Source organism: Bradyrhizobium sp. STM 3557 (genome assembly GCF_045571465.1).
Taxonomy (GTDB): Bacteria; Pseudomonadota; Alphaproteobacteria; order Rhizobiales; family Xanthobacteraceae; genus Bradyrhizobium.
This window is the reverse complement of sequence record NZ_CP120697.1, coordinates 2,040,903-2,060,740: the sequence shown is the minus strand read 5'-3', so window position 1 is coordinate 2,060,740 and position 19,838 is coordinate 2,040,903. Positions and strand designations below refer to the sequence as shown.

Below are 19,838 nucleotides of genomic sequence, written 5' to 3'. Positions count from 1 at the left end.
GGCGGCAGTCACCACAGGTACGAGCCGAAACACCGGCCTTCCCTGCGCGGATGGGTTACGGCTTATACGCGCTCTCCTTGGGGACCGGCTCTCTTGCCCCATCGCTCGCGTGCTCGTCAAAGCAACGCGACCTTGGCATCAGCACCGGGATGCCAGGACCACGCGACTTCACTGTCCGCGTCGACAGCCGTTCGTCCGACGGCATCAACGCATCCACCGCATCCCGCGCTCAACGTCCGTGACGACGCGTACGCCCCTCCGGTCGAGCCGGGACGTGGCTAGAAGATCATGTTTTCTGGAAAAACGAAACAAGATTATTTTTGCGCGAGGGGCTGGACTGCCGAATCGGCTTTGAAAGCGTTCACGAAATGAGTTTTTCCGCGCATTGGATGTCGTCCCGGCGGCACAAGATTGGCACGACACCGTTGATGTGACTGCCTCTCAGGCAAATGATCACGCTTTTGCGCGGTCGCAATCACAGCTGCGACATGCAATGCCTGTCGAGGCTCGCTTCAGGATCAGAAAATGGCCTGTTCCCAGGGACCTTGCAGGGCCAGCAACATTTGGAAAAGCTGAGCCCTTTCCAAAAGTTAACGCGACAAGCCGTCGTGAATGCCGTCAGGATGCCGGGCAGAGAAAGTACGGGAAGCTCCAGCTCGGCTAGGCTATTACCGGACAATCAAACCGCCGTCCGAGCCGAATTTCTGAAGTAGAGCAATGGACCAACCGCTGAAGCCACCGAACGTAGCTCCCGAGCGCGAGCCAGAGACCAAGACGCCAGCCAAGCGCCGTCGCGGCCGGCCGCTGCTCACCATCCTCATCCTCGTGCTGCTGGCGGCCGGCGCCGTCTGGTGGCTACGGCGAGAGAAGGCTCCCCAGCAGGACACCGCACGCGCCGGCCGCAACGCTGCGCCAATGTCCGTCGTGGACGAGACCATCGGCAAGGGCGATATCGGCATCAGCCTGAACGCGCTCGGCACGGTCAGCTCGCTTGCGACCGTCACCATCAGGAGCCAGATCTCGGGCTACCTGATGAAGATCGTTTTCAAGGAGGGCGACGAGGTCAAGAAGGGCGACCTGCTCGCGGAAATCGATTCCCGCCCCTATGAGGCCGCGCTGGCACAGGCCAAGGGCCAGCTCGCGCGCGACGAGGCGACGCTGAAGGGCGCGCAGGTCGACCTGCAGCGCTACCAGGGCCTTGCCGCCCAGAATGCGGTTCCTCACCAGACGCTCGATACGCAGATCGCGCTGGTCGCCCAGGACCAGGGCACCGTCGAGGCCGATCGCGCCGCGGTCAAATCGGCCGAGGTCAATTTGAACTACACGAAGATCCTGGCGCCGATCGATGGCCGGGTCGGCCTGCGCCAGGTCGACCAGGGCAACTACGTCACTCCCGGCGATACCAACGGGCTGGTCGTCATCACCCAACTGGCGCCGATCAGCGTGCTGTTCACGGTGCCGGAAGACAACCTGCAGGCGATTGCCAGGCGGCTTGCGAGCGGCGCGGTGCTGCCGGTCACGGCGCTCGACCGCGGCGGCGCCAACAAGCTGGCGGAGGGCTCCCTGCAGACCTTCGACAGCCAGATCGATGCTACCACCGGCACCATCAAGCTGCGTGCGCAATTCCCCAATGACCAGCGCACGCTCTATCCGAACCAGTTCGTCAACATCCGCCTGCTGCTCGACACCCACAAGGACGTCACCACAATGTCGACGTCCGGCGTCCAGCGCGGCGTGCCCGGGACCTTCGTCTATCTGGTCAAGGACGACAGTACGGTCACGGTGCGCCCGATCAAGCTCGGTGTCACCGACGGCGACCGTGTCGAGGTATTGTCCGGGCTTTCGCCGGGCGATCGCGTCGTCATCGACGGTGCCGACAAGCTTCGCGAGGGCGCCAAGGTGGTGGTGCGTCCGCCCACGGATGCCGCGGCTCCGGCATCCGCGCCGCCCGCCTCCGGACCGAACGGCCCCGGCGCTCCCGGCGGCGCCACGAAGCGGCGTTCGGAGGGCGGGCCCAAGCAATGAACCCGTCGCGCCCCTTCATCTTAAGGCCAGTTGCGACGACGCTGTTCATGGTCGCGATCATGCTGTCCGGCATGCTCGCGTTTCGCTTCCTGCCCGTGGCCGCCCTGCCCGAGGTCGATTACCCGACCATCCAGGTGCAGACCTTCTATCCCGGCGCCAGTCCGGACGTGATGACCTCCTCGGTGACGGCACCGCTCGAGGTCCAGTTCGGGCAGATGCCGAACCTGAATCAGATGAGCTCGGTGAGCTCGGCCGGCGCCTCCGTCATCACGCTGCAGTTCGGGCTCTCCATCTCGCTCGACGTCGCCGAGCAGGAGGTGCAGGCCGCGATCAATGCCGCCGGCAATCTGCTGCCTTCGGACCTGCCGGCGCCGCCGATCTACGCCAAGGTCAATCCGGCGGATGCGCCGATCCTCACGCTCGGCCTGACCTCGAAGACGATGCCGCTGACGCAGGTCCAGGACTTCACCGACACCAGGCTGGCGCAGAAGATCTCGCAGCTTCCCGGCGTCGGCCTCGTCAGCATCTCCGGCGGCCAGCGCCCGGCGGTGCGCATCCGCGCGGACATCCGCAAGCTCGCCGCCTATGGGCTGAACATCGATGATCTGCGCACCACGCTCGGCAACGCCAACGTCAATACGCCCAAGGGCAATTTCGATGGGGCGATGCGCGCCTATACCATCAATGCCAACGACCAGATCCGCAACGCAGCGGACTACGCCTCGCTGATCGTCGCCTACAAGAACGGCTCGCCGGTGCGCCTGCGGGACGTCGGCGACGTCGTCGACGGCGCGCAGAACGACAAGCTCGGCGCCTGGATGAACGAGACGCCGGCCATCATCCTCAACATCCAGCGGCAGCCCGGCGCCAACGTCATCTCGGTCGTCAACGGCATCAAGGAGCTGCTGCCGCAGCTGCAGGCGACGCTGCCGGCCGCGATCGATCTCAACATCCTGACCGACCGCACCACCACGATCCGCGCCTCTGTGCGCGACGTCGAATATGAGCTGTCGCTCGCGGTGATCCTGGTCGTGCTGGTGATCTTCGTGTTCCTGCGCTCGACGCGCGCCACCCTGATCCCGAGCCTGTCGGTGCCGCTGTCGCTGGTCGGCACGCTGGGGGCCATGTACCTGTTCGGCTTCAGCCTGAACAATCTGTCGCTGATGGCGCTGACCATCGCGACCGGTTTCGTGGTCGACGACGCCATCGTCGTGATCGAGAACATCTCGCGCTACATCGAGGAGGGCGAGCCGCCGCTTGCCGCCGCGCTGAAGGGCTCCGAGCAGATCGGCTTCACCATCATCTCGCTCACCGTCTCGCTGATCGCGGTGCTGATCCCGCTCTTGTTCATGGGCGACGTGGTCGGGCGGCTATTCCGCGAATTCGCCATCACGCTGTCGGTGACGATCCTGATCTCCGCGGTGGTGTCGCTGACTTTGGTGCCGATGGCCTGCGCCAAGCTGCTCAGGACCGACGACCATGCGCGCGAGAATGCGCTGCAGCGCTTCAACCGCAGGGCGTTCGACTGGGTGATCGCGCAATATGGCCGGATGCTGAACTGGGTGCTCGATCGTCAGACGTTCGTGCTCTTGATCGCGCTCGCGACCTTCGCGCTGACCGCCTATCTCTACGTCATCATTCCCAAGGGCTTCTTCCCGCTGCAGGACTCCGGCGTGATCCAGGCGATCTCGGAGGCGCCGCAATCGGTCTCCTATGCCGCGATGGCCGAGCGGCAGCAGCAGCTCGCCAGCGTCATCTTGAAAGATCCTGATGTCGACAGCCTGTCCTCCTTCATCGGGGTCGACGGCACCAACACCACGCTCAACAGCGGCCGCATCCTGATCAACCTCAAGCCGCATGAGGAGCGCAAGTCCGACATCACCGCGACCATGCAGCGGATCAAGAACGCGACCGCGCAGCTCACCGGCATCACGCTCTACATGCAGCCGGTGCAGGACCTCACCATCGAGGGCACGGTCAGCCGGACGCAGTATCAGTTCATCCTGCAGGATGCCGATCCGGTTCAGCTTGCCGAATGGACGCCGAAGCTGGTCGACAAGCTCCGCAGCCTGCCGCAGTTCGCCGACGTCTCCACCGACATCGCGGCGCAGGGCTTGTCGATCTCGGTCCAGATCGACCGCGACCAGGCGGCGCGCTTCGGCATCACGCCCGCGACGATCGACAATGCGCTGTATGATTCCTACGGCCAGCGCATCGTCTCGACCATCTTCACCAATTCCAACCAGTACCGCGTCATTCTCGAGGCCGATCCGGCGCTGCAGAACTCGCTGAAGTCGCTGAACGACATCTATCTGCCGTCGTCAGTCGGCACGACGCCGGTGCCGCTGGCCGTGATGGCGAAGATGACCGAGAGCACCGCGCCGCTGCAGGTCTCGCATCTTGGACAGTTTCCTTCCGCCACCGTCTCGTTCAATCTCGCCCCGGGCGCTTCGCTCGGTGAAGCCGTCGAGGCCGTCAAGCAGGCGCAAATCGACATCGGCCAGCCGCTCAGCGTCATCACCAGCTTCCAGGGCGCGGCGCTCGCCTTCCAGGCCTCGCTGACCAATCAGCTGTTCCTGATCCTAGCCGCGATCGTCACCGTCTACATCGTGCTCGGCGTGCTCTATGAGAGCTTCATCCACCCGATCACGATCCTCTCCACCCTGCCCTCGGCCGGCATCGGCGCGCTGCTGGCGCTGATGCTGGGCGGCCATGAGCTCACTATCGTCGCGATCATCGGCATCATCCTCCTGATCGGCATCGTCAAGAAGAACGCGATCATGATGATCGACTTCGCGCTCGATGCCGAGCGCAATGAGGGGCTGGCGCCGCGCGATGCGATCTACCAGGCCTGCCTTCTGCGCTTCCGCCCGATCCTGATGACCACGATGGCCGCCGTGCTCGGCGCGCTGCCGCTGATGCTAGGCACCGGCGCCGGCTCCGAGCTGCGCCATCCGCTCGGCGTCTCCATCGTCGGCGGGCTTTTGGTCAGCCAGCTGCTGACGCTGTTCACGACGCCGGTGATCTATCTCTGGTTCGACCGCATCGCGCTGCGGCTGGGCGGACGGTCACGCCAAGCCGGCGAACTCGGCGGATCGCATTAGCCATGGATCCGGCCACACCCTTCATCCGCCGGCCGGTCGCGACCACGCTGCTGACCTTCGGCCTCGCGGCTGCGGGCATCGTGGCGTTCTTCAAGCTGCCGGTGTCGCCGCTGCCGCAGGTGGATTTCCCGACCATCTCGGTGCAGGCGACCTTGCCCGGCGCGAGCCCGCAGGACGTCGCGACCACAGTCGCGAGCCCGTTGGAGCGGCATCTCGGCCAGATCGCAGATGTGACCGAGATGACGTCGCAGAGCTCGGTCGGCACCACCCGCATCACCCTGCAGTTCGGCCTCAACCGCGACATCGACGGCGCCGCGCGCGACGTGCAGGCCGCGATCAACGCCGCCCGCGCCGACCTGCCGACCAGCCTGCGCAGCAACCCGACCTACCGCAAGGTCAATCCCGCCGATGCGCCGATCCTGATCATGGCGCTGACCTCGGACACCATGCCGCCCGGCGAGATCTATGATGCGGCCTCCACGGTGCTGGCGCAGAAGCTGTCGCAGGTCTCGGGCATCGGCGAGGTCGTGGTCGGCGGCGGCTCGCTGCCGGCCGTCCGCGTCGATCTGATCCCGCAGGCGCTCTACAAATATGGCATCGGGCTCGAGGACGTCCGCGCCGCGCTGGCCTCCGCCAATGCGCATAGCCCCAAGGGCGGCATCGATGTCGGCGACCAGCGTTACCAGATCTACGCCAACGACCAGGCCAACAAGGCAGAGGACTACAAGCCGCTGATCGTCGCCTATCGCAACGGCGCGCCGGTTCGCCTGTCCGATGTCGGCGAGATCTCGAACGGGGTCGAGAACCTGCGCAACGCCGGCCTCGCCAACGGCAAGCCGGCGGTGCTGATCATTCTCTACCGCCAGCCCGGCGCCAACATCATCTCCACCGTCGACGCGGTGAAGGCGCTGATGCCCACCTTGCGCGCGTCGATCTCGCCGTCGATCGACATCAACATCGCGGTCGACCGCTCCACCACCATCCGCGCCTCGCTGCACGACGTGGAGCGCACGTTGGTGCTGGCGGTGCTGCTGGTGATCATCGTGGTGTTCGCGTTCCTGCGCAACCTGCGCGCCACCTTCATTCCGGTCGTCGCGGTGTCGGTGTCGCTGGTCGCCACCTTCGGCGCGATGTACCTGATGGGCTACAGCCTGGACAATCTGTCGCTGATGGCGCTGACGGTCGCGACCGGCTTCGTGGTCGACGACGCCATCGTTGTGTTGGAGAACGTCACCCGTTACATCGAAGAGGGCTTGTCGCCGTTCCAGGCCGCGCTCAAAGGCGCCAACGAGGTCGGCTTCACCGTGCTCTCGATGAGCATCTCGCTGATCGCGGTGTTCATCCCGATCCTGATGATGGGCGGCATCATCGGGCGCCTGTTCCGCGAATTCGCGGTTGTGATCTCGATCTCGATCCTGATCTCGCTGGCGGTGTCGCTGTCGACCACGCCGATGATGTGCTCGGTGCTGCTGAGGCCGATGAGTGGCGAGCGGCACGGCCGGCTCTACCAGTTGAGCGAGCGCGTTTTCGAGGCGCTGCTGAATGCCTATCGGCGATCGCTCACCCTTGCGCTGGACCATCCGCGCGCGATCGTCGCGATCCTGATTCTGGTCATCGGCTTCAACGTCTATCTCTATGACGTGATCCCGAAAGGCTTCTTCCCGCAGCAGGACACCGGCCGAATGGTCGGCATCATCCAGGCCGACCAGAGCATCTCCTTCCAGCTGATGCAGAAGAAGCTCGCGCAGTTCGTGGGCATCATCAAGCAGGATCCCGCGGTCGATACCGCGGTCGGATTCACCGGCGGCGGACAGACCAATTCGGGGTTCATGTTCGTCTCGCTGAAGCCGCTCGCCGAGCGCAGGATTTCGGTCGACGGCGTGATCGGACGCTTGCGCCGGCAGATGGCCGTGGTGCCGGGCGCGACCCTGTTCCTGCAGGCGGTGCAGGACATCCGGATCGGCGGCCGTGCCAGCAATGCGCAATATCAATACACGTTGCAGGGTTCGACGCTCGAAGAGCTCAACGAATGGACACCAAAGATCGCAGCCGCCCTGCAGCGCGAGCCCAATCTCGCCGACGTCAACAGCGACCAGCAGAACAAGGGGCTGGAGACCGATCTCGTGATCGACCGCGACGCGGCGGCAAGGCTCGGCATCACCGTGAGCCAGATCGACAACACGCTCTATGACGCCTTCGGCCAGCGACAGGTCTCGACCATCTATGTCGCCCGCAACCAGTACCACGTCATCATGGAGGTGGCGCCGCGCTACTGGCAGAATCCGGAAACGCTGAAGGATGTTTATGTCAGCACCTCCGGCGGCTCGGTCGGCGGCTCGCAGGCCACCAACGCCGTGGTCGGCACCGTCGTCTCATCCACCAAGACCTCGGCAGCGAATTCGGCCAACGCGCAGGCGGCGCGCAATGCCGCCACCAACTCGATCGGCGCCACCGGCAGGGGCGTGGCCTCCACCGGCGCGGCGGTCGCGACGTCGCAGGAAACCATGATCCCATTGTCGGCGGTGGCGCACTACACGACATCCGCTACGCCGCTTGGCGTCAATCATCAGGGCCTCCTCGTCGCCAACACCATCTCGTTCAACCTGCCGCCCAATGTCGCATTGAGCACGGCGGTCGCGACCATCGAAGCAACGATGAACCGGATCGGCGTGCCCGCCACCATCCGCGGCACCTTCCAGGGCGCGGCCAAGGCGTTCCAGGATTCGCTGAGCAACCAGCCATTCCTGATCCTGGCTGCGCTGCTGACGATCTACATCGTGCTCGGCGTGCTCTACGAAAGCTATGTGCATCCGCTGACCATCCTCTCGACGCTGCCGTCCGCCGGCGTCGGCGCCCTGCTCGCCTTGATGGCCTTCAACACCGAGTTCAGCATCATGGCGCTGATCGGCGTCATCCTGCTGATCGGCATCGTGAAGAAAAATGCGATCATGATGATCGACTTCGCGCTCGAAGCCGAGCGCAGCCGCGGCCTCTCCCCGCTGGACGCGATTCGCGAGGCGTGCCTGCTGCGGTTCCGGCCGATCATGATGACGACCATGGCCGCCATGCTAGGCGCCGTTCCGCTGGCGCTGGGCCTCGGCGAAGGCGCCGAGCTGCGCCAGCCGCTCGGCATCGCGATCGTCGGCGGCTTGGCGCTGAGCCAGATGCTGACACTTTATTCGACACCTGTGATCTATTTGTATCTGGACAGGTTTCGCCTCTGGAGCCAACGTCGCCGCGGCGCAGCGCCGCATGCTGGCGCACCTTCACTGCAACCAGGCGAGTAGATGCCGAATCCCGAATCGATCAGCCTCGTTCGCCCGGTCAGGAGCGGCACTCGGACTGCACCCAGGGGCGGCGCGCTGCGCACCACGGCTGCCTTGGTCGCCCTGGTGCTCAGCCCCGGCCTCTCCGGCTGCATCCTTGGCACCGAGCGGCCGGACCTCAATCTCGATGTGCCCGTGGCCTATCGCGCCGGGCCGAAGAGCGAGGCCGCAGCCGACAAGGCGCCGCCCGCCGTCGACTGGTGGCGCGGCTTCCGTTCCCGCGAGCTGACCTCGCTGATGGATGCTGCGCAGATCAACAATCTCGACATCGCTGTTGCGGTCGCCCAGATCATCCAGGCGGACGCGCAGGTCGGCGTCTCCGGCGCGGCGCTGCTGCCGACCATCTCGGGCAATGCGAGCGCCGAGCGCGAGCGTGGCGGCACGTCCAGTGCTGCCACCGCCGCCGGCGGCAGCTCGTCGACGATCTCGATCTTCTCGACGGGGTTGAGCGCGAGCTACATGCTCGACTTCTGGGGCAAGAACCGCGCGACGCTGGCGGCCTCCGAGGAAAGCGCCACCGCCTCGCGCTATAATCGCGACGTGGTCACGCTGAGCACGCTCGCGACTGTCGCCAACACCTACTTCCAGGTGCTCGCCGCGCAGGATCAGCTCCGCGTCACACGCGAGAATCTTGCGGCCGCCCAGCGCATTCTCGACCTGATCAAGACCCAGTTCACCGGCGGCACCGCCTCGCAGCTCGATCTGTCACAGCAGGAGGCGTTGGTCGCGACGCAACGCGCGGCGATCCCGCCGCTCGAGGTCACGGTCGGCCAGGATACGGCTGCGCTGGCGCTGCTGGTCGGCAAGGCGCCGGCGCATTTCAGCCTGCGCGGTGGCTCGCTCAGCAGGATATCGGTGCCGCGGGTCACGCCCGGCCTGCCCTCGCAATTGCTCTATCAGCGGCCTGACATTCGCCAGGCCGAAGCCACCCTCGCGGCGTCGAACTTCAGCGTCGAATCGGCGCGTGCCGCCTTCTTCCCGCAGATCCAGCTGACCGGCACGACGGGCTTCCAGAGCACCGCGCTGGCTTCGCTGTTCACGCCGGGCGCGTGGTTCTACACCATGACGGCGAGCCTCACTCAGCCGATCTTCGACGGATTCCTGCTCGAAAGCCAGTTGAAGCAGGCCAAGGGCGTGCAGCTGCAGAACCTGCAGACCTATCGCAAGACCGTGCTGTCGGCCTTCTCCGACGTCGAGAAGGCGCTGATCGGCCTGCAGAAGTTCACCGAGCAGGAGCGGCTGCAGAACGACGTGGTGATCGCCTCGCGCAAGGCGTTCGAGGTGGCGGAGGCGCAGCTGCGCGGCGGCACGGTCAACCTGATCACCGTGCTGCAGACCGAGCAGACGCTGTTCACCGCGGAGAACAACCTGGTCACGGTGCGGCTGAACAAGATGCTCGCAGCCAGCAGCCTGTTCCAGGCGCTCGGCGGCGGCTGGACGCCGCAGGGCACTCTGGCGACGGCATCGGTGGAGTAGCGCATGCGCAAGCAATCTGACCGAGGCTCGATGGTTATGGCGGTGCGCCGCGCGCGGCCGCACGCAGTCATGCTGACCTTCTGGCTCACGTTGAGCTGCATCGGCTTCGCAGCCGCATCCGCACAGACCACATTCGCGCCGAGCCGGGCGACGCTGCCGCTCAGCTTCGGCATGACGCCTGACCAGGCCTCGCAGTCGCTGGGCGTGCCGCTGTTTTACGTACGCGGGACAACCGGCAACGAGCTCCTGATCGCGATCCCCAACGTCAAGGGCGCGGCGCTGTCGAACCGCAGCGATGGGCTGTACCTGCAGTTTCGCAAGGGCAAGCTCACGGGATGGAAGGGCGATTGGGGGACGATCAGGCCATGACAGCCAGCGACAAGATCGCAGCGAGGACAGCGCTGCTGTTTTCAATCGTGTCGAGCCTTGCGACCGCGTCGCCATCGGCCGCGCAGGACGGCCGCGCGCCCGTGCTGCGCTATGGCCATACGTCCTCGTTCTGGTTCTTCGACGGCCGCGACGACAACCGCGATTTCCGCAATAATGGCGTCTTTCCCGGCAATTTCGCCGGCGATCCACCGAGCGCCTCGATCGGCATCGAAGGCTTCCTCGCTGGCAATTCGCGGCGCTCACCGGAGCCCTATCCGTCGCAGGTGATCATGACACCGCCGCAGGCTCCGCCGTGCCTGCACCACCGCAGGCGCGCTTGCAAGTAGCGGCCGCAGATCGCGGCGAACACCCGGGCGCTCGGTCTCGGGCCCACCCACATCCCGCCGCGCGCGCGAGGGTCGTTATGTCTGGGGGCACCCGCGAAGTGAGGCGGGCTACTCTGATCGGCATTGTCATTGCGAGGCGCAACGCGACGAAGCAATCCAGACTTCTCTCGCCGCTCTGCACTGCTTCGCTTCGCTCACAACGACGGAGCCTGCGTCGCGCGCGATCGGCTCGAGGATGGCCTTCGGTCGGCGTTTGTCAATGCTATGGCCGTGCCATATAATATGATTAATCATTAACTGACGTTTGCCGTACCGGGTGCGTGCTTGGCTGAGTTGACCAAAGTTCTTGTGTCAGCCTTTAAGGTTGCCTGGATCGATTATTACGGGCGGCCTGAGGGCGACTGCGCGCTGAGCATCGAAGTTGCGAGGCCCGCGCTCGCGAGATTTCTGGTCGAGAAGTCGCGCGAAGGAATAACTGATGAGGCCAGCTTGGCCGCGGCTGGGCTGCAGTTTCTGATCTCGCTCGAGATGGCGGATAGACCAAGCGACAGCGCATCTTCCGAGCCGTCTACCTGGCATGTCAGCGGAAACGGGACAGCTCGCTTCCTTGTGCAAGGACGCATCCGTCTGCAAATGAAGTAACAGGTCGACAGCGGGAATACGACAATACCCTCGACGATTAAGCTTTCTCGTTGAGCTTAATCAGCAGATGATCTCGACACCTTGAGCCGCTTGGCCCATTCGAGGCGCGGGGCTGAAGGAATGGTCATGCTGGTTGATCTCAGTGTTTTCGCCGCCATCTGCTGCATCGTTTGTTCGGCCGCGGCCGCCGTTCGTGAACGCCGGCAGAACATTCGCCGGGAGCATCACAGGCCCTGGTATCAGAAACGACGTGCCTAATGCGGTCGCTCTGGCAAACCGGCTTGCGGCAAGCTGATACGAATGTCGGAGCCGGAACATCCGATACGAAATTGCGGCCGCATCTCTTGCCGGCGCGCTGGCCATCATGGCCGGGCGCCATAGCCAGCCTGGATCACCCGACTTACGCGCTGCCGCAGTCCTGCCAGGGCTTCTCCAGCCTATCGGCGGCCGGAGGATTGAGCGAACGCTTCCAGCGCGTGAGCGGAGAAGATCCCGATGCTGAAAACGGCGATGACAAACGCAATCGACCCGAACATGAGCTTGACCTTAACTAAGCATGCAACACGCCCCACGCCTATGACGCGCCTGTTTCAGGATGACTTCGTGACCTCTGAAAATGGTTTCGCGCCGAAACCTCCTGGTCGCGGACCGGCCGCCGAACTGTCGATCAAACAACTCGCAGATCCGGCCAGGCAGAGGTCCGTCGTAGGAGAGTCCGCCCCCGATCGGTCGGCTGGTTAAACTGGTGAGCTCGCACTGAGGGATGCCCGTCAGGGTCCTTGAACCGGACGCCTTGCTGCTATACTCAGGGTTAATGTTATTTTTCTGTATTCCCAAAAAGATTGCTGTAAGAGCCACGAGATGGCAAGCGCATTCCAGACCATCGTCGAAATCTACGTCCGCGGTCGAAACAGCAAGGCAATTCAGGACTCGCTCGCCCATCGCCGCAAACTGACCAGCGACCTCGAATCGATTTCCACCGGCAGTCATGCTGCGCTGCTCGCGGAGCTCGCGCAGGAGATCGCACTGCTGGAAGCAGGCTTGAAACGCCTGGAAGAGCCCATTCAAGAAGCTGCGAGCCAGGAGACGGATCAGGCTCCCACGAAAGACCGTTCAAAGCCTGTCAATCCAGAGACGACCAGAGCGGATATGGAGCGGCATACGCCGGCAGCCCAGCTCGAAACACCGCCAGGCGAGAAGCAGGTCGAGATTCTGGTGGTCGACATATCCAGGGCGCCGCCTGAGCAGTCAGCGGTGGCGCCCCCCCAGCCTCCCCCCGACCGGCCGGTGCAGGTTCAAATTGTCGGCTTGACGATTGCCGCTTCATCCTCCGAAGCCGATGATCAAAGCACCGAACACGTCGATGGAAAGCGAGCCAACGACGCTTCGGCCTGAAAATCAGCCCCTGAAAGGCGGATAATATGCAGGGGCAAGATGGTTGGGCAAACACCATAGGCCGGAAGAAATTCCAGCCGATGCGGTGGAGCTGACAATTACTTCAGCATGACGGCAGGGATCCAAGCGAATGCCGGATCCCAAACCGCACAAGAATCATAATCTTGCTGATGTCCTTATGCTCCGAGATTCGTAAACGAGCTCGCGGCAGGAAGCGAACTTGCGGCAGGGCGGTACGAATGTCAAAGCCGGAACGCTAGTGAAAGATAACCGGGGCCGCCGCTTGCCGCACGACCAACTTCGGCGCGTTCTCGAGGCCAGGTTTGGCAGCTCTTTCAATGTCACGTTCAGCTTTTCGCACCTGAGCGCGCAGCTGAAGCAATTCACGAAAACATTGGTCAAGCTCTTGGCTTGTTAAAGGCTTTTGCATTGCCCCCCGCTCCGATCCAATTCGTGTTCAACAACCAAGTTTCACGGAGACAGCAACCACCGTGAAAGTCGTTTCAAATAGCACTCGAATTATCCGTATCTTTATGGGATGCTTCACTATCACACCTGCGGTGCTCGCGACACTCCTTTTCTTGCGTGACTCGACATCCCCGGCAGCGGACCGCCATTCGATGTCCGACATCGCAGAGCATCCCAATCTTTGGCTGCCAAACAATGATAACGCCTGCCAAAGATTGATTTTTCTTCTTCGACTGCGCCACTTTCTCCTGATGCGCCGCGCACAATAGTGGTTTTCCGTCTGCGTTCATAAACCCAACCAGCGCGTCGCGCCAAACAGCCTGACTTTCCGTCGGGACCGCCGGCCAACCCGTGCACCTGTCGCGGCTTATTCGCAACGCCTGCGCTTGGATGATTTTTCTACTGACGGGCGTTCATCCCAGCGGGCGACACGCCCACATTGAGCCACTCGCAACTGGCGACGAAGTCGCTTGAGTTCGAGAAACTGGGCGGCCAATTCCAGCGAGCCAACCTGCTTCGAGACCACCAGCTCGTTATTTTCCTTGGAAAGTCCCACTTGCGGCGAAAACCGGCATCGCATTCTGCGCATCTCCTATCATCTGCTTTGCCTCAGCACGACGCGTGCCATCCGCTGTCGTGCCATTTCGATGCGGACGACCTCCGTTTGACCCAGCCTCGCTCGGCGGACTGTGCCTAGCGTCTCATTGTGGGACGTATGTTAAGGGAACCGAGATGTCCGGCTCGTGACGCAAACGCGCACCATCTGCATCGAACCTGAGAATGCCCTCGAGCGACATCAGCATGGCTGGCAGCAAGCCCGATCCGGTAATGAGGAGAAAATCGTCTCGCCTTTAATCGCGGGCGGGCGGTTCGGGCCCTCGCAGCGGCGACCGCGTCTCTCGCGCCGCACGCCTGTCGACTGTCGAAAACTACCACACAGGAATAAAGCTGAGCTTGGCAAAATAAATATTGCGCCACAGAAACCGTCATCATATGTTATCGTGGTTAACCGATAATTTAAAATCAAATGATTTTAACAGGTTCCCCGCTGAGCCAAATTAAATAGATGGTGGCACGGCTATGTCGATCGATTCGAACATTAATCAGCAAGCGACGTACTCCGGATATTCAGTCGATCAGGGTTCGAAGACGCTTTCTTCCGACTTGGTATCCTATTTACTCCTGGGCAGCGACGCCATCGTCATTCTCATCTCCGCTCTCGTTGCGGGCGTCAGCTATCAATTTCTCGCCGGCAAGACCGGTTCGGACTATGTCCTCCAATGCGGCATAGGGTTGCTCGCCGGCACCTTGTACGTGCTTCGGATGCACGGCAGCGGCCACTACAATTTTCAGGAAGTTGCCAAGCCGCGGGTCGAACTCCGCGACATACTCATGTGCTGGTTCAGCACCGGCCTGCTCCTTGCCTTCATCGCATTCCTCCTCAAGATCAGCAGCGTTTACTCACGCGGCGCTTTCGTGATTTTCGGGTTCGTTGCCGCCGGAGGACTGGTTTTGGCCCGAAAGACTGCGAAACAGGCCGTCGCGCGGGCGGTCGAACGGGGCACCATCCGCGGGCGTGACACCGTCCTGATTGGCGACTTCGAGGAAATGGCTGCGTTGACGCCAGCCGACTTGCTGGTTCTCTGTGGTGCAACAGAGGTCAACCGATTTATTCTGGGGGTCGAGCGGGACAATTCGGAGCGGCCGCTGCTGGATGTCCAGGTGATCAGTGCCGCCTCTCAATATGTGCGCAAGCACCATTGCCGGCAGGTCCTCATCGCGGTGCCTTGGAACGACACCGACCGTATCGAGCTGATCAAGAATCAAATGAAGCTGCTTCCGGTTGCGGCCCAGTTGCTGCCGGACCTGCGCATCCGCTCATTCACCAGCGTGACCTCGTCCGCACAGCGAAGGGCACTCGTCGTCGAGCTTCAGAGAGCGCCCCTGTCGGAACTGCAGCGACTCGTGAAGCGCGGAATGGACGTCGCGCTGTCCTCTCTGGCGATCATATTTTTCCTGCCACTGATGGCTCTTGCGGCTCTCGCCATCAAGATTGAAAGCACTGGACCCGTTATTTTCAGGCAGGTTCGGCGCGGATTTAATGGCGAGGAATTCGTCATCTACAAGTTTCGTACGATGACGGTTCAGGAAGACGGCCCGCAAATCGTGCAAGCGACTCGTCATGATTCGAGGGTGACGAACGTCGGGCGCATGCTCAGAGCGGCGAGCATCGATGAACTGCCGCAGCTCATCAACGTCATCAAGGGCGATATGTCGCTCGTCGGCCCCAGACCTCATGCTCTCGCTCATGACAGCTACTTTGAGACCATTCTCAGCGGCTACGCCGTTCGCCACCATGTCAAACCGGGCATAACCGGATGGGCCCAGTGCAACGGCGCCCGTGGCGAAACGCCGACAGTCCAGCACATCGCACGGCGCGTAGAGCTCGACCTGTGGTACATCAACAATTGGAGCTTCTGGCTCGACCTGTTCATCCTGCTCAAGACCGCATTCGAAGTCTTGCGCAAGCGGAATGCTTATTGAAGCGCAGAGACGATCGAGACATGTCCGAATGGAATGGGACTGTCCTCGTCGGACCGCTGCGGGACTGACAAGGCCTGACAGCAAGCCCCATTAGTTTCGCATCGGGGCCTTTGCGAGCTGTCAGGCTTGCTATTGGGCAGCCGGCCGACGGCTCGCGGCGACCGGCTGCCCAACGTGTCGCTTAGAGCGGCTTCAAAGTGAAGTGAGCCGGTTTTCGCCAACGAAAACGCGTCAAACTAAGGTACGCAGCGCCAACGGAGCGCCGGGTTCGCGCCGCTTCAACGATCATTGACGACCAAGATCTCGCGCGAGCCTGTCTTCGTCCTCTTGGCGTCGTGATGAGCCCACCTCTTTGATGATCATCACCCCAAGCTCGCCCTATTGTGTGACATGGTGAAAAAGCGCGCACACGTCCTGACCCGGGGACATTGCCGATCGGCCATAGCGCGGAACGAACTAATGGGGCGAATCGGCCAGCTTAACGCGAGGCGTTCTATTTAATTGTGAAAATGTTTCGGCTTCCGTTGGGCGTTCCTGGGCGGGAACACATTATTCTGGTAATCGGATAAAACGACATTTAATATGTCCGGATTCGCGAGACCGGAAATTGCGGGATGGTCAAGAAATTAAACCTCGATGCCATGTCTGTGGGCGAGATATGGCAGCTTCACCAGATGGTTATCGAAGTCCTGGCAACAAGATTAACCGCCGAAAAGCACGAACTCGACAAGCGGTTGGCTCAGTTGCGCCGGGAACAGCAACAGTCTCTTGCGCTGCCTAGCGAAGGCGCTTCTCGGTGGCTCGCAGGCGATCAGGACTCGCGCAAGCACGCAAAGGTGCCGCCGAAATATCGGAATCCCAACGAACCTTCAGAGACGTGGTCCGGCAGAGGCAAACGGCCGCGTTGGCTGACCCAGGCGCTTCTTGCAGGACAGAAGATAGAAGATTTTGTCATCAGCGCGAGCGAGCCGCAGGATGGCACCTTGCATGAAGCCTAGTATCTCGGCCCGACATTCGGATCAGTTCGCCGCTCTTCGGTTTACGAATGGCGGAGCCGTTAGGGACTTAGCTGTTAGTTGTCCGGCGCCTGACGCCTCATGATTCGAGTGCGGTTTTGTCACTGACGTCGCTTCTGTCCCCGCACGCACCAAAAGCCAATCTCCGATTCCGGCGTGCTGGAGCGCATGCCCTGAAGCGCCGACCCGCGGACGGGGTCACGGCCTCCTCAACTGCCCGCAACCGCCGTCTTTCGATTTCGCACGGCGCAGCAGCTCTGCCAATCCGGGCCGGTCTGGTGCTGATATGGCTGCGTTTCGCGAGCAGGTCGCGTCGTGCAGGTCATTTTGTGACCAACTTTTAGTCAGAAGTTGCGCCTTTAGCCGCATATTTGCGCAAACTGTATTCATACGGGGTCGATTTCACGTGACGAATCATCAATTTCCGTGCCGACTCGCTCAGAGATTGTTAACTTGGGGATGGGAACCTGAACGCGCCGCGTAGCGTTATTGGCCGATCGGAGCGATTGGGGAGGTGCTAACAGTGACTGTAGTCATCTTCAGCCTTGCTCTCGGCGGGTTGCTGGCGCAACGGTATTCCATACTGGCACTTCCGGCTGCGACGCTCGTTGTCGTCATGATCGTGGTCGGTCTCAATCTGATGTGGCCGACAGGGGTTTGGTCAACGGTCGCAAAGGCGATCGTCGCGTCGTTCAGCTTGCAAATCGGCTATTTCGTCGGGCTCGCCTGCGCGCACCTGCTGTCAACGCGGATGCCGGCTAAGCTGTCGGTCTACACTCATTCGACATCGACCCAGAATTCTGCAAGGTGAGCTCAGCGCCAGTCGTCGTCCGGCCAGGTCTGCGCCCCATCTGTCGATCACCCCGTCTCGCCATCCCTGCGGAGCGGCCGCAGCTTGAATGGCATGTCAGGTACGCCTGCGTCGACCAGCGGAAGGGCTATTTGACTTCATGAATGTCGGATTGGACCCGGTGCAGGCTCGCATATCGCCCGCCTCGCCTGATGAGCTCGTCGTGGGTTCCGTCCTCTACCAGCCTGCCGCGATCGATGGTGATGATGCGATTGCTGCGGCGAACCGTCGACAAACGATGTGCGATCACCACGACCGTACGGCCTTGCGCAATGCGCTGCATGTTCTCCTGAATGATGCGCTCGCTCTCGTAGTCGAGTGCGCTGGTTGCTTCGTCGAAGATCAGAATGCGCGGATTTGTAACCAGCGCACGCGCAATGGCGACGCGTTGGCGCTGTCCGCCTGAGAGACTGGCGCCGCGCTCGCCGACCACGGTGTCGTACCCCTCGGGCAGCTCGAGGATGAAGTCGTGAGCGCCTGCGAGCTTGGCTGCTTCGACCACCTGCTCAATCGACATCGCCGGATCGGCCAGCGCAATGTTCTCTCTGATCGAGCGATTGAAGAGGACGCTTTCCTGCAGCACGGCACCGATCTGCCGACGCAGCCAGGCGGTGTCGACCATCGCGAGGTCCACACCATCGATGAGCACACGGCCGCGCTCCGGAACGTAGAGCCGCTGGATGAGCTTGGCGACCGTGCTCTTGCCGGATCCGGAGGCTCCCACGATCCCGACGACCTGCCCCGCCGAGACGCTGAAGCTCACGTCGTGCAATATCTCCGGACCGTCGATCCGATATCGAAACGAGACATGTTCAAAAGTCACATCCCCGCGAATCGCCGGCAGCGCGGCCCGGGTCGGGTTGAACTTGGGCTCGGGTGTCGTATTCAGGATGTCGCCCAGCCGCTCGACGGAAATCTTGGCCTGGTGAAAATCCTGCCAGATCTGGGCCAGCCGCAGCACAGGTTGAGTGACACGACTGGCCAGCATGTTGAAGGCGACGAGCTCTCCGACGCTGAGCCCTCCCGCAATGACGAGCTTGGCTCCAAAATACAGCACGCCGGCCATCACCAGCTTGTTGGCGAACTGAACACTGTTGCTTGCGGTGTTACCCAATCGCAGCACGCGAAAGCTCGATGCCACATAGCCCGCCAGCTGCTCCTCCCAGCGGCGCTGCATTTGCGGCTCGATGGCCATCGCCTTGAGTGTTTCCACGCCGCCGATGCTCTCGACCAGGAAGGCCTGGTTTTCGGCGCCGCGCTTGAATTTCTCGTCGAGCAACCGCCGAAAGCGTGGGGTCGCTCCTGCAGAAATCGCGATATAGAACGGAAAGCCGGCGAGCACGATTCCGGTCAGAAGCGGAGAATAGAACAGCATCACGCCAATGAATACGAGCGTGAAGAACAGATCGATGACGAGCGTCAGCGCGGAGCTCGTCAGAAAATTCCTGATGTTCTCCAGCTCGCGCACCCGCGCAACGGAATCGCCGACCCGGCGCGTTTGGAAGTAGGACACCGGCAGCGCCAGCAGATGCTGAAACAGCCGGGCGCCCAGTTCGACGTCGATGCGGTTCGTGGTATGCGAAAACAAGTACGTACGTATGATCGACAGGATCGTCTCAAAGGTCGCGATGCCGACCAGCCCGATCGTCAATACATCAAGCGTGCTGACGCTGCGGTGAACCAGAACCTTGTCGATCACGACCTGAAAAAAAAGCGGAGAGACCAGCGCAAACAGCTGAAGGAAGAAGGAGGCGAGCAGGACTTCCGAGAACTGCCGGTGATATTTCCGGATCGCATCCAAGAACCACGTGATGTCGAAGCGACGCGACAGCTCCATCAGCCCCGAGCGCCTGGTCATCAGGACAACGCGCCCGGTCCAGATCTCCTCGAGCTCCGCTTTCGTCATCAGGGAAGGACGAGGCGTTCTGGTCGACTGCACCATGATCTTGTCTTGCCCGAACTTGCCGAGCACGAGAAAATCGCCGCCTCGCAGAACCGCGATTGCAGGCAAGGGTGTGGTCGCCAATCGCGCCCAAGTCGTTTTCGACTCGCGCGCCTTCAGCCCGAATTCCTTGGCGGAGCGGATCATCTCCGAAACGCCGATTTCGGACGTTCCGCAGTGGTGACGGATTTGCGACGGATCGGCGCCGACACCGTGAAAGCGCAACAGCATGACCAGCGCCGTGAGGCCCGGATCACTCGGTTCTCGCTGCTCCGGATTTACCGTCATGGAAGCGACGCTCCTGGAAATCTTGGGGCCGCCCTGGCCTCGGTAA

At 62.2% G+C, this 19,838-nt stretch carries 13 protein-coding genes; 12 read left to right on the top strand and 1 reads right to left on the bottom strand.

The window, feature by feature from the left end; genetic code table 11:
- Positions 1-717 precede the first annotated feature (717 nt).
- The 12 genes from P6U24_RS09185 (at position 718) to P6U24_RS09130 (ending at position 17,523) form a co-directional block, all read left to right on the top strand.
- Positions 718-2,025, top strand: a complete 1,308-nt coding sequence (locus tag P6U24_RS09185) for an MdtA/MuxA family multidrug efflux RND transporter periplasmic adaptor subunit (RefSeq protein ID WP_407158812.1) — start codon at positions 718-720, stop codon at positions 2,023-2,025.
- Positions 2,022-5,129: an MdtB/MuxB family multidrug efflux RND transporter permease subunit gene (locus P6U24_RS09180; protein ID WP_407158811.1), complete on the top strand. Its 3,108-nt coding sequence runs from the start codon at positions 2,022-2,024 to the stop codon at positions 5,127-5,129. Before P6U24_RS09185 ends, P6U24_RS09180 begins: the two co-directional genes overlap by 4 nt.
- Before the next feature lie 2 nt (positions 5,130-5,131).
- Positions 5,132-8,416, top strand: a complete 3,285-nt coding sequence (locus tag P6U24_RS09175; RefSeq protein WP_407158810.1) for an efflux RND transporter permease subunit — start codon at positions 5,132-5,134, stop codon at positions 8,414-8,416.
- Positions 8,417-9,931, top strand: coding sequence for an efflux transporter outer membrane subunit (locus tag P6U24_RS09170; RefSeq protein ID WP_407158809.1), 1,515 nt, complete (start codon positions 8,417-8,419; stop codon positions 9,929-9,931). It abuts the gene before it with no gap.
- A 3-nt stretch (positions 9,932-9,934) separates the two neighbouring features.
- Positions 9,935-10,300 carry a hypothetical protein gene (locus P6U24_RS09165; RefSeq protein ID WP_407158808.1) on the top strand — a complete coding sequence of 122 codons (366 nt, stop codon included), beginning with the start codon at positions 9,935-9,937 and terminating at the stop codon, positions 10,298-10,300.
- Complete coding sequence (locus P6U24_RS09160; RefSeq protein WP_407158807.1) at positions 10,297-10,647, top strand: BA14K family protein; 351 nt, start codon at positions 10,297-10,299, stop codon at positions 10,645-10,647. The genes P6U24_RS09165 and P6U24_RS09160 overlap by 4 nt, the downstream gene beginning before the upstream one ends.
- Before the next feature lie 324 nt (positions 10,648-10,971).
- Entirely contained in the window at positions 10,972-11,289 is a 318-nt protein-coding gene (locus P6U24_RS09155; protein WP_407158806.1) for a hypothetical protein, read from the top strand.
- Positions 11,290-11,546: 257 nt separating this feature from the next.
- Positions 11,547-11,843 (top strand): hypothetical protein, encoded by a 297-nt coding sequence (locus tag P6U24_RS09150; protein ID WP_407158805.1) that lies wholly within the window; start codon positions 11,547-11,549, stop codon positions 11,841-11,843.
- A gap of 307 nt (positions 11,844-12,150) precedes the next feature.
- Positions 12,151-12,684 (top strand): hypothetical protein, encoded by a 534-nt coding sequence (locus P6U24_RS09145; protein WP_407158804.1) that lies wholly within the window; start codon positions 12,151-12,153, stop codon positions 12,682-12,684.
- A 1,548-nt stretch (positions 12,685-14,232) separates the two neighbouring features.
- Positions 14,233-15,696: an undecaprenyl-phosphate glucose phosphotransferase gene (locus P6U24_RS09140; protein ID WP_407158803.1), complete on the top strand. Its 1,464-nt coding sequence runs from the start codon at positions 14,233-14,235 to the stop codon at positions 15,694-15,696.
- A gap of 614 nt (positions 15,697-16,310) precedes the next feature.
- Positions 16,311-16,694, top strand: coding sequence for an H-NS family nucleoid-associated regulatory protein (locus P6U24_RS09135; RefSeq protein WP_407158802.1), 384 nt, complete (start codon positions 16,311-16,313; stop codon positions 16,692-16,694).
- Between the two features lie 541 nt (positions 16,695-17,235).
- Entirely contained in the window at positions 17,236-17,523 is a 288-nt protein-coding gene (locus tag P6U24_RS09130) for a hypothetical protein (RefSeq protein ID WP_407158801.1), read from the top strand.
- 127 nt (positions 17,524-17,650) lie between these two features.
- On the opposite strand, the gene P6U24_RS09125 is transcribed toward P6U24_RS09130, so the two are convergent.
- The gene (locus tag P6U24_RS09125; protein WP_407158800.1) at positions 17,651-19,792 is read right to left on the bottom strand and encodes a type I secretion system permease/ATPase; all 2,142 of its coding nucleotides are present in this window, start codon (positions 19,790-19,792) and stop codon (positions 17,651-17,653) included.
- Between the last annotated feature and the right edge of the window lie 46 nt (positions 19,793-19,838).

Coding starts and splice junctions, on each gene's coding strand:
- P6U24_RS09185 (WP_407158812.1), top strand. CDS start 718: ATGGACCAACCGCTGAAGCCACCGAACGTAGCTCCCGAGCGCGAGCCA.
- P6U24_RS09140 (WP_407158803.1), top strand. CDS start 14,233: ATGTCGATCGATTCGAACATTAATCAGCAAGCGACGTACTCCGGATAT.
- P6U24_RS09180 (WP_407158811.1), top strand. CDS start 2,022: ATGAACCCGTCGCGCCCCTTCATCTTAAGGCCAGTTGCGACGACGCTG.
- P6U24_RS09135 (WP_407158802.1), top strand. CDS start 16,311: ATGGTCAAGAAATTAAACCTCGATGCCATGTCTGTGGGCGAGATATGG.
- P6U24_RS09175 (WP_407158810.1), top strand. CDS start 5,132: ATGGATCCGGCCACACCCTTCATCCGCCGGCCGGTCGCGACCACGCTG.
- P6U24_RS09165 (WP_407158808.1), top strand. CDS start 9,935: ATGCGCAAGCAATCTGACCGAGGCTCGATGGTTATGGCGGTGCGCCGC.
- P6U24_RS09170 (WP_407158809.1), top strand. CDS start 8,417: ATGCCGAATCCCGAATCGATCAGCCTCGTTCGCCCGGTCAGGAGCGGC.
- P6U24_RS09160 (WP_407158807.1), top strand. CDS start 10,297: ATGACAGCCAGCGACAAGATCGCAGCGAGGACAGCGCTGCTGTTTTCA.
- P6U24_RS09125 (WP_407158800.1), bottom strand. CDS start 19,792: ATGACGGTAAATCCGGAGCAGCGAGAACCGAGTGATCCGGGCCTCACG.
- P6U24_RS09150 (WP_407158805.1), top strand. CDS start 11,547: ATGCGGTCGCTCTGGCAAACCGGCTTGCGGCAAGCTGATACGAATGTC.
- P6U24_RS09145 (WP_407158804.1), top strand. CDS start 12,151: ATGGCAAGCGCATTCCAGACCATCGTCGAAATCTACGTCCGCGGTCGA.